A 13,089-nucleotide genomic window follows, 5' to 3' on the forward strand; every position below is an offset into this window, starting at 1 on the left:
CTGTAAGCTAATATTTGCAATCATATCACAGTTATTTCCTATACAAAGAACAAACAGATAAAGAATAGATGACAGATATCACAGAAGTATAACGGGAAGATATCAATTTTTAAAATAATACTAGAATAATTAATCACATCTGACGTTGTATCCAACTTACAACATCAACGGCGGAGTTCGGTTATTAGATGCTCTAACTATACTGAATCATCCATTCAAAACAGGCCATCTCTCAGAAAATGAACAAGATATATTCAAAGAATTGTAGTAGATTATGTCGTTATAAACAAGGACACAAGGTGTTTCGAAACATCCTTATATAATTGAGAATTATACATGGATATTACATAGTTAAACTTAAATTAATAAATTGACATTTTTTCACTTAAAATTAAAATAAAAAAAAGGAGGTGTTATCTGTGAAAAAGAAGTTGTTTTGGTTTCCTTTGTTAGCGGCATTGTTATCAATAGGAGTTTTATATACAATCGGAAACGTATTTGAAATCTCATTTTTGGGTTGGAATTTTTATGAAGAAAATCCATCTAAAGGGGTAATTTTTGAAGCAGGAGGTTCGGTTGTTCCTATTATAATTGGTTTTGTCGTTGGATTTATTACAGAACGAATACTCAAAATAAGCATAAAAGCAACCATAACTTGGTATAATGCCGAGTTTTTTTATGCAATTCTAAACATCTCAACAGTTGCATAGTTTGATTTGTGGACAGCACTTAATAAAAGTTGCCTCACTCGTTCTTTTTGAGCAACTTTCTTAGCTTGTTCAAGGTATCTGAACCAGTATAAATAGTTATACAAGTATTTCGTTTCCACACCTTGAAATCGTTCCGTAAATTGTTTTAAACGTTTACGGTACGCATTTACGTGCTGGATATGATAGATAGACTTTCTCACATAAATTCCTTTTCTCATATTCACCATTTCGTGTTGCAACCCCTTATCTTTGGCGAATTTCTTATAATTCTTAGCCGTATCAGAACATAGCAAAGCAGAGGTATCGATAAACGAACCTAACACCTTATCAATGTCCGTTGATTTAATACGTCCTTTTCCCGCCATTTGAGAGATAACTTTGTCCATTACAGTCTTGTGCTACTAAAACACAGACTTGTTCCTTCGAAATACCCCTTTTGGTAGCTACCCCACCACGTTTACGAGATTTTCTATGTGTAATAAACAATCTATACGAAAATAGCCAAACGAAAAGACTCTTACTCACTGCTGCATACCTTATTCATCTTTCCTTAAGAGTAGTGAACAGCACTCCACATGACTTGACTATAGAAAAGCCCTTACGACTTAATTACTCTCCCCACGGGCTATCTGTTTTCCCTAGTTGCTCACTATAAAATAACGAGAATGAATAGAATCATATATATTTTTCACTAATAGTTCAAAATATTCCGCAACCGTTTTCTAGGCAGTTAGACGACAGACGTTTACTGCTATTCCCTTACATTTTTCACTATATAGTTGTACCCTACCTAGATTTGTTCAAGTAAGCATAGCTGAAACATCATTTTCATCATTCGTTTACCTATTCTTATAGGTGTTTATACATTATTATTTGATAAAATACAATTTTCAGGTGTACAATAAGCAGCATTCTTCTACTTAGATACTTCCCTCCTTATGCAGCTACTCTGGCTCTTAGTTTAATAAGAACTATTAATTAATACTTCGCAAACCTGATAATGATTATAAAATTGATATATTAACTGCTATGTTAAAATAGAGTTAGTTTAAAAGAAGAGGTGTTACTACATGCAAAAGCTTCAGTTTGAACCATCATGGGATAAAACCTTATCCCCTAAAGATCGTAAAAGAATTGAGGAAATTTATTTCGAAACGAGCTTATCCAATCCTGCTAATGTGCAACTAACCCCTTTATGGCAAGCCACCAATCATAAGGAAGAACTATTAGTTACCGTACTTGTCCATAATTTTAGCCAACAAGTACTTTTATTCCATAATAAAAAACTACGTTATATTGAAAATAAAGAAATCATCGCGGAGTATATCTTTAACCTTCCATCACTAGTCATTCAACGAGAAACTAGTATGCCATGGACATTTATTTTTCCTGTTGAAAGTTTGAAGAACCGAGCAACATTAGAAAAAGGCTATTTAGAATTTGTTGATTAGTTAAATCCTTGAACTACCCCCACCTACTCCACTACGTTTCGTTGAGGAGGGGGATTCCTACGTACAAGATTCTATCGAACCTTAATGGAGTAGGCGATCCCTGTCGCACCGACAGTTAGCAGTACAAACGACTAACCTAGCAAGTCTCCTGCAAAAAAAAGAATCTAGTTAGACAGCTAACGCTAATTCTTTTATATTTTTAGATGCGTTCACATCTGCGTTGTCTGTGTGACCGCATTTTTGACACACAAATTCAGCTTGCGATGGACGATTGGCTTTTTCTGTATGGCCGCAAGCATGACAACGCTGTGAGGTACGCGTAGGATGGACAGCGATGACGGTTTTCCCATACCATTCCGCTTTATATTTGAGCATGGTACGGAATTGTGACCAAGATGCTTCACTGATCGCTTTTGCCAGATTGTGATTCTTCCTCATATTCGCTACCTTTAAATCTTCTATTCCGATCACATCGTGGTTTTTGATGATTTCGGTAGATATTTTTTGAAGGTAGTCTATTCGTGCGTTCACGATTTTTTCGTGAATACGCGCCACTTTTTTTCGTTGTTTTTGATAATTTTTTGCTTCATTTAGTGGCTTCTTTTGTTGAATCGCTCTTTCTTGTCTTCTCGATAAGATCCGTTGTGCTTTCACCAATTTTTCCTCCAGAGAACGGAAAAACTTTGGGTTTGAATAGATGGTTCCATCTGACAGAATCGCAAAATCTTTTAGGCCGACATCGATGCCAACAGCCGAATTTGTTTTTGGTAATTCTGTTCCTTCTACTTTGGTCGTTAGAGAAACAAAATATTTTCCCGATGGATTCCGTCTAATCGTCGCACTCAAAATACGACCGTGTACTTCACGACTTTTGGCAAAACGAACAAGACCTAGCTTTGGCAACTTGATCTGGTCGTCTATAACAGCGATATTTCCATTCGTATGCTTCGTAACGTAAGACTGGACAGGATTCTTTTTTGATTTAAAACGTGGTAGCTTATTCTGTTTTTTGTAATATCGACTATAAGCATCCGCTAAGTTTTCCACCGATTTTTGCAAAGCGATACTATCCACTTCTTTCAAAAAAGAATACTGTTTCTTTAATTCTGGAAGTTCTTTGATGGTTTCATATTTATTCAAATAGTCCCCTTTCCAATTATTTGAGGAAAGTTGACCATTCTGCTTCATTTCTTCTGTGATAAACCAGTAAGCGTCTTTTTCTTTCTGTTTACCAAGAAAGAGATTAAAGACAAATCTTGAACAACCGATTGTCTTATGGATGAGTTCCCTTTGTTTCTGATTAGGGTATAAGCGAAACTTAAAAGCTTTGTGGATGAACATGGTTGAGCACCTCCTTCACCATTTACCTTATTATACCATATGTAAACCCAAGGATACAAACATATATTCCCTTTTTTAAAAAAATAGTCACTAATCAAAAGGACAAAAGGGATGGTCCTCCTATCATCGTCATTTTCTTATGATTCAACCAACAGTCGGACAATCGAGATGGCAAGTAAGCCATCCCAATCAGAAGGCGATTCATCCCCTCCCTACTCATCGGGCTATCACCCTTCACATTCCTTGAGGAAGGGGTATTCTCGCCTATTTTTTTGATAAAAGAAAAATAAAACTTCTAGATTATTACAAGCTAGAACGTGAAATAATAATAACAGTGAATACATTGAGTTTTAAGGAGATGCTTTTTACAGATGGGTGCTATAGAACGGAATGGGTATAGATTTGAACCCGAGTATAGTGTAATCGGGCAAAATGGGGCAATTCACGTATATAATGAAGGGGCGTTTGTTGAAGAAGTAAAATTTTCCTTTTCCGGGAAATATCCCGAACTTAATCAAATTGAACAGCTAATTAATGAATATTGCGAACAGCATGGAATCTAATTTCTACATGTCCCTCCCCCTGCCTCTTCCTACGAAGGAATGGTAAGTAATATGGTTGCGAGAAAGAATCCCATGGCTTTTTAGCCATGGGATTGGTTAGTTCAATGACTCGACATAAACACGAACCATTTCGGTCGTAACGAGTTTACGAGTAGGGATAAATCTTTCATTTGCAAGCACATTAATTTGCAAAGTGACTTCATTAATTTTGTCTGTTGTAAAGTCCTTTCCTGCTTTACATAAATCTATAGCCTCTTGAATATATTCTTCCCGTTGTTGGTCTAAACGAGTAAATTTAGTGAAATCTTGATTTTGTTTTTGGGCATGTAACGTGATAGCCTTGTGTACACTCATGATTGTTCACTCCTATGATTGGTATAATAGTTAACTTCTATATTAACAAGTTTATATAAAAAACTAAAGAATGAGAATTCCTAATTTTTAATCATTTTTAGCGGGAATTAATTCCACGTTCCTGTCCCTCCTAAATATCGGTAATTCAGATAGAAAGAATCCTAGAAATATAAGATGATTTTATTTGTATATACTAGCCATTATCTTTACCTTGAAACAGCTATTTCATAATACAAAGAGAGCTCAGTCTTTAAAGACTGAGCTCTCCTTCCTATTTACTTCTATTTTAACAAGCATTACGTTTGCAACCTCGCTTGAATGATGATTGCAACTATTATGTTTCCTTGAATTAGATGACAGGGCTTTAATCCCTTATAACAGAATCACATGTACGTACTACGGACTCCTTTATCGAAATGCCGTCAGCTTGTTATTATTATTTAGAAATATCATCATCCGTCTTAACGTCTAACGGTACTCGTTTATCCATTTTTAACACGTAGTAGCTTGCTACGACAAGAGCTAGGAAAACGATTCCAACAACAAGAGATAGACGCGTGCTAGGGTTAAACCACATCCCAACTAGCACGATTAGTAAAAATGCAATTGTCGCATAGTTACTATAAGGGGCAAAAGGCATTCTAAACGGATGGTTACCCATCTCAGCAGCTTTTACCTTTCTGAATCTAAGCTGACTAATCAGTATCACAAACCATGGAATCATTCCGGGCAGAACGCTGGCACTATAAACATAGACAAAGATTTCTGGCGGAGCAAGATAATTCAAGACAACACCAATAGCTAAACCTATAAGGACAGCAATCGTACAATAGGCTGGGATGCCATTTTTAGATACTTTCGCAAAGATTTTAGGAGCTTGACCATTCATGGCTAGCGTATAAAGCATACGCCCTGCACTGAAAATCCCACTGTTGCATCCTGACATTGCTGCTGTGATAACGACAAAGTTAATGATACCTGCAGCTGCAGTAATTCCGACTTTAGCAAACGTTGAAACAAAGGGACTTCCGAGTTCATCCAATTGATCCCAAGGATAGACTGTTACAATCACAAAAATGGCACCAATATAAAAGACTAAAATACGCCATATAATGGTTTGAATTGCTTTTGTTATGGTCTTCTGTGGATTTTTCGCTTCACCTGCAGTAATCCCAATCAGTTCAACCCCTTGATAGGCTGCTATAACAAGAGAAAGTGCAAAAAAGAAGCCTGTCCATCCTCCTGTAAAGAAACCGCCATTTTCCCAAAGATTTGATAATCCAATCGCCTGGCCGTCATTTCCTAATCCGAAGAAGATTAAGCCCAAGCCAGCAACAATCAGAAGTACAATTGTTACAATTTTAATAAGTGCAAACCAAAATTCAAATTCTCCGAAGGATTTTACAGAAATGAGGTTTGCAGCTCCTAGAATACCCATGGCAATCACGCCTGGTATCCATGCAGGTAAGTCAGGGAACCAATACTTCATATACATCCCAACAGCAATAATCTCAGACATTCCGACAATTACCCATTGGAACCAATTACTCCACGCAGTCATATACCCTGCTAAAGGATGAATATAATCGCTCGCAAAGGTTGCAAATGAACCTGTAGTAGGCTCTAAATAAAGCATTTCCCCCATTGAACGCATAATGAAAAATATAAAAAGACCAGCGACAGCATAAGCTAGCATGACAGATGGCCCGGTCCATTTAATTGTACTAGCTGAGCCCATAAATAAGCCCACACCAATGGTACCGCCCAAAGCAATCATCTGAATATGACGTGCCTCTAATCCTCTCTTTAATTCTTTGTTTGACATGATTGACTCCTTCGAATACAAATTAACGGCTATACTTCTCTATACTAGCTTCTTAATTAATTCTTGATTTATTAGCAAGATTATATATACAACCGGTTTCCTATCTTATAATAATAAACAACTCATAAAAATACAAATGTATTTTTCAAAAAAACAAATTCTATTAAAAAACAAGGAGATTCCTTCTCTTAAGGACAAGCCCTAACAGGAAAAAGTATCGCCGGTCGAACGGCGTAGTTGGCACAGACCTTGCCCACTTGAAAGACTGTTTTTCTCTCAAGTGTTGCTCACTCAAGTCTTGCCTCTGCCTCTTCTTATGGAAGGTGGTAAGTGGGGTGTTTGTGAGAAAGAACCCCGTGGCTTTAGCCATGGGAGTGGTCAGAAAAACATATAAAAGGTAGTTATCATCATGAAAATTGGTAAAAAATCAAAAGCTAGATCCATTAATACGGACCTAGCTTTACATAAAAATACTTAATTACCAATAAAAAACATAAGAGCTATCCTTATTTACGCTAGCCATCATTATTTAAACGGATTTTTCCATTCCATCAACACGCCATAATTTTGTGATTCATCATCTTCCAAATAGTTTTCAACAACAGCGATGGGCGTTCGGCCACATTTTAATAAAAAGCTAATGACCGGATCATTTATCTCACCAGACAAAACTTTTTCTACATATTCTTTCGCTGTCATCCTGCCGGAAACCCGCTTAAATCCAGGTATTCGGCCACCACCTAATAAGCGATCAAGCTTCTTCTCAATAACAAGCTGGTACATCGCCAGCATCATCCATTTTCCAAGTCCAAACTTTCGATACTTTGGTCGAATACTAATATCGACAACATACAGTGTATTTCCGTTTCCTTGATGGTTACGAATATACCCATCATCCGTTATCTCAGACCAGGAATGTGTAGGATGAGCTGGATCAAAATCCACGCAAAGAGTCGTAAGTGAACCAGCTAATTGTCCGTTTACTTCCACACAGATAGCTCCTTCTGGAAAGAGTGTAATATGATTGTTTAACTGCTCACGATTCCACCATAGTTCCTCTGGAAAAGGGGGCGGAAAGCACTCCGATTGAACTTTGATTAATTCATCAAAATCCGCTTCTGTATAATTCCGTAAAACGGCACGCCGTGGCTTCTGTTGATCGAACACAAAAAACCCGCTATAGTATGCCATTATTAATCGGATGTCTCCCAATCAGGATATAAATCCGTGCGGCGATCTCGCCATGTTGTCACAGAACCTTTCTCACGAACTTGATATAGTAAGTCTAAATCAAGGTCAGCCGTAATAATCATATCATGGTTCAGCTCACCTTCACATAAAATGCCTTTTGGCGGGAATGGAATATCATTAGGTGTAATGACCGCTGCCTGACCGATATTGGCACGCATAAAGTCAACCGTCGGAAGCGAACCGACTGTTCCAGTCGTGACAACATACACTTGATTTTCAATTGTACGAGCATGCGCTGTATAACGAACACGATGGAAGCCATGACGATCATCTGTACAAGACGGGCAGAAAATAACATCGGCTCCTTTCACTTTCGCCATTCTTACAATTTCTGGGAATTCGATATCATAGCATGTTAAAATCGCAATCCGTCCTTTATCCGTATCAAACACATTCAACTTATCACCTTTATGCATATTCCATTCATGCACTTCAGTCGGTGTACTATGAAGCTTCGCTTGCCCCGCAATCCGACCATCTGGATAAAATAAATGGGCTACATTATACAAACACCCTTCTCGTTCAATAACGTGAGTGCCTCCAATAATATGCATCCCTGTTTCTTGCGCAAGCTTACTAAACAGTGCGTGATATTTCTCCGTGAAACTTGGTAAATCTTGAATCGTTAAGCTTTGTCCTTGTTCATCACCAATTGATAATAGTTGAGTCGTAAAAAACTCCGGAAATAAAACAAATTCTGCTTCAAACTCTTGAGCTGTCTTTACATAATGTTCACATTGCTTAGCAAATTCCTCAAATGAGCTAATCGTATGTAAATGATACTGTACTGCAGAAACACGAAGTTTCATTGCCCTATTCCCCCTTAAACTCCCAATTAGGATGTTGTTGTTTTTTTCAGCTTTGATGGATTATTTATTTTATAACGAATCGCTTTGTCAAACTTTTTATCAACAATTTTACCATCGAATTCAAGGCTGTCCCCTTCTGCTAATTCCAGTTTTTTTAACGTTTTGCTATAGCTGCACCAAGCATCTCCAATTTCTAGCTCCTGTTCACCTTCTATTTTGACATGTTCAAGAAGAATGACTTCATCTTCTTCTCCGGTAAAATGATTCATTTTCGATGTGAATTCTTTAACCGTTGCAGTGAAATGAACCTTATCTTCAGGTAACACAAGTTTCGGTTGTGCCGGCTCTTTTTTAGCCTTAGATTTAGGCTTCTTATCGGACTTTACCTCTGTTTGTTCCGCATGGGAATCTGTTGCCGCTGTCGCCTCTTCTATAAATGAGTCTTTTCCAAAACTAGCGCTTTGCATTTCTTTTAAATAGGCAGGATGAATACAGCCAAGGCTGCCATCTTCAAACTCCACCACGATAGTTTGTGTACTGCCGCCATACTCTTCATACCCGACTAACTTGACCTTTGCTTGATAACTGTTTGATTTATACACAAGTTCTTTCTTAACTGAACGTTCTGTGAACAATTTCCACTCAATACCTTTTGCAATATAAGTTTCCTCGTTCTCGAAAGTAATAAAATCACCCTTAGGCGGTATATAGCATATACCATTCGATAACCTGTGATTCACAAGACAACACTCCTAAAATATTTAGCTGTCCTTATTCTAGCAAAAGTTTACCTCGTTGCAAATTGCATTGAATTATGTGTTTATTCAGAAACCAATGTACTCAAACTTCCCCTCACTATCAGTATTACAACGAGCTGAACTTGAATAAGTTCTTATATAACCATTCTATACGATTTTGAGGTGAAAAGAATGACCTATTCCATTTATCCGCTCGGCGATCAAGCAGTCACAATTGAATTAGAATCTGAGCTAAACGTTGCACAATGGCAAAAACTACGTCAACTCGCGCAAACATTAGAGCACATCAAACCCGATTGGCTGATAGAATATATCCCAGCCATGACAACGCTCACCGTCCTATATAACCCGCTAATTTTACAAAAACAATACGGAGCAAAGCATTCTCCTTATGAAATCGTTTGTGAGGAAATAAACATCCTTTTCAAACAAACGCCTCCTCACACAACGAAGAAAGTTAAACAAATCGATATCCCTGTTTGTTATGGGGGGCAGCTAGGACCGGATTTACTTGATGTGGCGCAGTACACAAAGCTGACGCCAAAAGAAGTCATCCAACTTCATTCTGAGCGTACATACACCGTCTATATGATTGGCTTCGCTCCTGGTTTCCCTTATTTAGGTGAATTAAATCAAAAACTTCATATCCCGCAACGTACGAGCCCGCGTCTGTTTGTTCCAGCAGGCTCTGTGGGAATCGGCGGTGAGCAAACAGGCGTATATCCGCTCGATTCACCTGGGAACTGGCAGATAATCGGTCAGACACCGCTTGCACTATTTCTTGAAAATGCCGACCCACCGTCTTTACTGAAAAGCGGCGATCAAATACGTTTTGTACCAATTTCAGAAGCAGAATACACCACTTTACGAAACAAAAAGGGGTAGATAATGAGGATAAGGAGCTGTATAACACGATGTTTACCATTATCAGGTCTGGCATGTTAACGACAATACAAGATTTAGGACGTCACGGCTATCAGCAATACGGGGTCAGCGTTTCTGGAGCGATGGATACATTTGCCCATCGAATCGCCAATCTCCTAGTTGGAAACGATGAACAGCAAGCAACACTAGAAATGACCCTTATTGGGCCTGCCATCCTTTTCGAAGACGATACATTCATCTCTATTTGCGGAGCGGATTTGTCTCCAACCATCGATAATGAACCATTGCCGTTATGGCGACCGATTTTTGTTCGCAAAGGCAGCAAGCTTTCATTTGGTTTTTGTAAAAATGGCTGTCGCGCCTATTTAGCCATTGCAGGAGGGATTCGTGTTGCAAACGTAATGGGCAGTCGCTCTACTTTTTTAAAAGCACGGATAGGAGGTGTACAAGGACGCGCCGTTCAAAGCGGCGACCAATTATCAAGTTATTCTCCCTCTCCTTACATAACCAAACTTATCGAACGATTTACTTGCATGACAACGAAAAACCACCTTCCAGTAAAATGGCATATTTCTTATGAATGTATCCCGCATTTCAATAAGAAACATACCGTTTTTATTATGAAAGGAAAACATTTTTCACAGTTTACACGAGATAGCCAAGAACATTTTTTCACCAAACCTTTTACCATTTCCATGAACTCAGATCGTATGGGCTATCGTTTAAAAGGAACTCCTCTATCATTAGTAGGGCCAAAAGAATATTTGTCTGAACCCGTTACATTCGGTTCGATTCAAGTTCCTACTAATGGCCGCCCAATTCTTTTAATGGCTGATCATCCAACAACAGGCGGCTATCCACGAATCGGTGAAGTCGCATCAGTCGACCTACCGCTCATCGCGCAATTAAAACCAGGTGATGTCTTATCCTTTCAAGAAATCTCTGTTCAGCAAGCACAACGACTCTTACTTGAACGAGAAGCGATGATAGGTGTCCTTAAACAAGGAATTAAATTAGCACTTAAAGGAGCAGGAAATACATGATTGATTTAAGGTGGGGCACTCAAAGCTTTGCAAATGAGAAATATAGCTTTTTCAAATAGTGATTAACCGCCACCTTCTTACACATTAATAAAGTATGATACTCATTCTGTCTAAATATAATGAATTGATATTGTATTGTTTTGTTTAATAAAGATTACTCCATAGAAGCAACATTCAAAAAAATGCTATTTTGGCAGACTATTTTTTGAAACTAGATAAAGGGTGATCATACAATGGATGAAATAAGTCTAGACCCTTATGTACATGTTCGTACCGTAAAAAATCTGGAATACGAACCGAACGAAAAAAAGATAAGCTTTATTTCTGATTATACGGAATTACCACAGATATGGGAGTATGATCAAGAAAATGGATGGATTGCTCAATCCTCTTTCACAAAGGAAGGAATCACCTTCTTAAAATATGTTACTGGTAAATCAGATCTGATTATCGGGATGGATGTTTCGGGTGATGAAAGAGAACAATTATACTTATTAAAGATGGATGGAGAGTTGATCGCCCTAACAAACTCCCCAGAACATGTTCACTTATATGGTGGAAGCTCTCCAGATGGAAAATGGATTGCATGGTCTAGCAATCGACGAAATCAAGCATTTTTTGATATTTATATTCAGAATCTTGAGACCCTTGAAATTCGCCTCGTTTTTGCCAAAGATGGGAAGTTTTCTGTGGTGAAATGGTTTCCTGATGGGAATTCATTATTGATTAGAAAAACTAACTCTCCTCTTGATAATGATTTAGGTGTATTTTCTCTTTTAACTGGATGCATGGACTGGATAACAGAACATTCGGGAGAAGCGAGTTTTAAGAATGTCCATTTTAATAAGGATGGAGATCATATTTATCTATTATCAAATAAAGACCGTGAATTCTTTGGGCTGGCATGTATACATTTATCTACTAAACAATTCACTTGGCTGGAGCAGGGAAAATGCGATTTTGAAGGCCTAGCCATGAATGAGAAGAAAAACCAATTAGCGTTTACTATCAATGAAGGGGGAATATCCAAAGGGTATTTACTAGACTTAAATATAAGTACTCTTTATACATGGGAAACGCCAATGGGCGTAATCACAAACCTCAAATTTTCACCAAAAAATCAAAGGCTCATCTATATATTAAATGGACCTGCGCACCCATCTGATATATGGGAGCTTGACCTTGAAACCCTCAAGACAAAACGCCTTACATATGTTTCCCGAATTCCTATTCTCGAGGGGAAATTAATTGAGCCTAAGCAAATATTCTTTCGTTCTTTCGATAATCTTCAGATACCCGCCTTTTACTATAAGCCGAAATGCGCGGCTGAGAAATTCCCTGTTGTCATATATATTCATGGTGGCCCGGAAAGTCAAAGTCGTGCTGTTTATAACCCTCTTTTGCAATATTTTTTAAGTCTTGGTTATGCAGTGGTAACTCCTAATGTTCGCGGCAGTACAGGTTACGGAAAAACGTATACCCATTTAGATGATGTTCGTAAACGTATGGACGCTGTGAAAGACCTTATTTCTTTAGTGAAATGGCTTAAGGAAAATACGAATGTTGATGTTGGTAGGATAGCGGTTATGGGGGGCAGCTATGGTGGATTTATGGTTCTTTCCGCAATTAGTCATTATCCTAATTTGTGGGCAGCTGCCGTTGATATCGTAGGAATATCAAGCCTACGAACGTTCCTAGAAACAACAAGTCCTTGGCGGAAGAAGTTTAGAGAGGATGAATATGGAACGGTTGAAAAAGATGGAGAATTTTTCGATCAAATTGATCCTCTGAATCATGCGGATAAAATCACCTCTCCCCTTATGGTAATCCATGGAGTTAATGACCCGCGAGTCCCGATTGAAGAATCAGAGCAGATTGTGAATAAACTTAAGAAACGAGATCATCCTGTTACATATATTCGTATAAAAGATGAGGGGCATAGGTTAGTAAAATTTAAAAATAAAATATATGCCTATTCTAAGTTGGCTGATTTTCTTGAAACATACATTGGAAAGAATTAATTTCCTTAATACGGAAGTATATAAGATGGTTTAAAACATCAGTATTGCTATTCCATTGTTAATAATGGAATAGCCTTT

The 13,089-nt window shown here is 37.9% G+C and carries 12 protein-coding genes and 1 pseudogene; 6 read left to right on the plus strand and 7 right to left on the minus strand.

The annotated features are described in order from the left end of the window. Nucleotides 1-419 precede the first annotated feature (419 nt). On the plus strand, nucleotides 420-710 hold the full coding sequence (locus tag BAOM_RS13255; RefSeq protein WP_127760655.1) for a hypothetical protein: 291 nt from the start codon (nucleotides 420-422) through the stop codon (nucleotides 708-710). On the opposite strand, the pseudogene BAOM_RS13260 reads toward BAOM_RS13255, so the two are convergent. After that, a pseudogene (locus BAOM_RS13260) lies at nucleotides 677-1,190 on the minus strand (IS1595 family transposase); the annotation flags it as partial. The gene BAOM_RS13255 and the pseudogene BAOM_RS13260 sit on opposite strands and share 34 nt — an antisense overlap. A 590-nt stretch (nucleotides 1,191-1,780) precedes the next feature. Here BAOM_RS13260 and BAOM_RS13265 point away from each other — a divergent pair. Then, complete coding sequence (locus tag BAOM_RS13265) at nucleotides 1,781-2,161, plus strand: SLAP domain-containing protein (RefSeq protein WP_127760656.1); 381 nt, start codon at nucleotides 1,781-1,783, stop codon at nucleotides 2,159-2,161. A gap of 168 nt (nucleotides 2,162-2,329) precedes the next feature. Here the strand turns inward: BAOM_RS13265 and tnpB are convergent, their stop codons facing one another. Next, on the minus strand, nucleotides 2,330-3,502 hold the full coding sequence (gene tnpB / locus BAOM_RS13270) for an IS200/IS605 family element RNA-guided endonuclease TnpB (RefSeq protein WP_127760657.1): 1,173 nt from the start codon (nucleotides 3,500-3,502) through the stop codon (nucleotides 2,330-2,332). A gap of 371 nt (nucleotides 3,503-3,873) precedes the next feature. On the opposite strand from tnpB, the gene BAOM_RS13275 reads away from it, so the two are divergent. After that, a complete protein-coding gene (locus BAOM_RS13275; RefSeq protein WP_127760658.1) occupies nucleotides 3,874-4,065 on the plus strand; it encodes a YbxH family protein in 192 nt (63 codons plus the stop codon). Nucleotides 4,066-4,161: 96 nt separating this feature from the next. Here BAOM_RS13275 and BAOM_RS13280 read toward each other — a convergent pair whose 3' ends face one another. The 5 genes from BAOM_RS13280 to BAOM_RS13300 form a co-directional block, all read right to left on the minus strand. Then, a complete protein-coding gene (locus BAOM_RS13280; protein ID WP_127760659.1) occupies nucleotides 4,162-4,419 on the minus strand; it encodes a DUF2533 family protein in 258 nt (85 codons plus the stop codon). Between the two features lie 436 nt (nucleotides 4,420-4,855). Further along, on the minus strand, nucleotides 4,856-6,244 hold the full coding sequence (locus BAOM_RS13285) for an amino acid permease (RefSeq protein ID WP_127760660.1): 1,389 nt from the start codon (nucleotides 6,242-6,244) through the stop codon (nucleotides 4,856-4,858). Nucleotides 6,245-6,769: 525 nt separating this feature from the next. Continuing rightward, nucleotides 6,770-7,435: a GNAT family N-acetyltransferase gene (locus tag BAOM_RS13290; RefSeq protein WP_127760661.1), complete on the minus strand. Its 666-nt coding sequence runs from the start codon at nucleotides 7,433-7,435 to the stop codon at nucleotides 6,770-6,772. Nucleotides 7,436-7,437: 2 nt separating this feature from the next. Next, complete coding sequence (locus BAOM_RS13295) at nucleotides 7,438-8,304, minus strand: carbon-nitrogen hydrolase family protein (RefSeq protein WP_127760662.1); 867 nt, start codon at nucleotides 8,302-8,304, stop codon at nucleotides 7,438-7,440. 26 nt (nucleotides 8,305-8,330) lie between these two features. After that, entirely contained in the window at nucleotides 8,331-9,044 is a 714-nt protein-coding gene (locus BAOM_RS13300; RefSeq protein ID WP_252282462.1) for a hypothetical protein, read from the minus strand. Between the two features lie 189 nt (nucleotides 9,045-9,233). On the opposite strand from BAOM_RS13300, the gene pxpB reads away from it, so the two are divergent. From pxpB to BAOM_RS13315, 3 genes are all read left to right on the plus strand, one after another. Next, nucleotides 9,234-9,947: a 5-oxoprolinase subunit PxpB gene (gene pxpB, locus BAOM_RS13305; protein WP_127760663.1), complete on the plus strand. Its 714-nt coding sequence runs from the start codon at nucleotides 9,234-9,236 to the stop codon at nucleotides 9,945-9,947. A 29-nt stretch (nucleotides 9,948-9,976) separates the two neighbouring features. Continuing rightward, nucleotides 9,977-10,990, plus strand: coding sequence for a 5-oxoprolinase subunit C family protein (locus BAOM_RS13310; protein WP_127760664.1), 1,014 nt, complete (start codon nucleotides 9,977-9,979; stop codon nucleotides 10,988-10,990). Nucleotides 10,991-11,223: 233 nt separating this feature from the next. Further along, a complete protein-coding gene (locus tag BAOM_RS13315; protein ID WP_127760665.1) occupies nucleotides 11,224-13,011 on the plus strand; it encodes a S9 family peptidase in 1,788 nt (595 codons plus the stop codon). Nucleotides 13,012-13,089 lie beyond the last annotated feature (78 nt).

Origin of the sequence: Peribacillus asahii (genome assembly GCF_004006295.1) — a bacterium.
Taxonomy (GTDB): domain Bacteria; phylum Bacillota; class Bacilli; order Bacillales; family DSM-1321; genus Peribacillus; species Peribacillus asahii_A.

Coding starts and splice junctions, on each gene's coding strand:
- BAOM_RS13265 (WP_127760656.1), top strand. CDS start 1,781: ATGCAAAAGCTTCAGTTTGAACCATCATGGGATAAAACCTTATCCCCT.
- tnpB (WP_127760657.1), bottom strand. CDS start 3,502: ATGTTCATCCACAAAGCTTTTAAGTTTCGCTTATACCCTAATCAGAAA.
- BAOM_RS13275 (WP_127760658.1), top strand. CDS start 3,874: ATGGGTGCTATAGAACGGAATGGGTATAGATTTGAACCCGAGTATAGT.
- BAOM_RS13280 (WP_127760659.1), bottom strand. CDS start 4,419: ATGAGTGTACACAAGGCTATCACGTTACATGCCCAAAAACAAAATCAA.
- BAOM_RS13285 (WP_127760660.1), bottom strand. CDS start 6,244: ATGTCAAACAAAGAATTAAAGAGAGGATTAGAGGCACGTCATATTCAG.
- BAOM_RS13290 (WP_127760661.1), bottom strand. CDS start 7,435: ATGGCATACTATAGCGGGTTTTTTGTGTTCGATCAACAGAAGCCACGG.
- BAOM_RS13295 (WP_127760662.1), bottom strand. CDS start 8,304: ATGAAACTTCGTGTTTCTGCAGTACAGTATCATTTACATACGATTAGC.
- pxpB (WP_127760663.1), top strand. CDS start 9,234: ATGACCTATTCCATTTATCCGCTCGGCGATCAAGCAGTCACAATTGAA.
- BAOM_RS13310 (WP_127760664.1), top strand. CDS start 9,977: ATGTTTACCATTATCAGGTCTGGCATGTTAACGACAATACAAGATTTA.
- BAOM_RS13315 (WP_127760665.1), top strand. CDS start 11,224: ATGGATGAAATAAGTCTAGACCCTTATGTACATGTTCGTACCGTAAAA.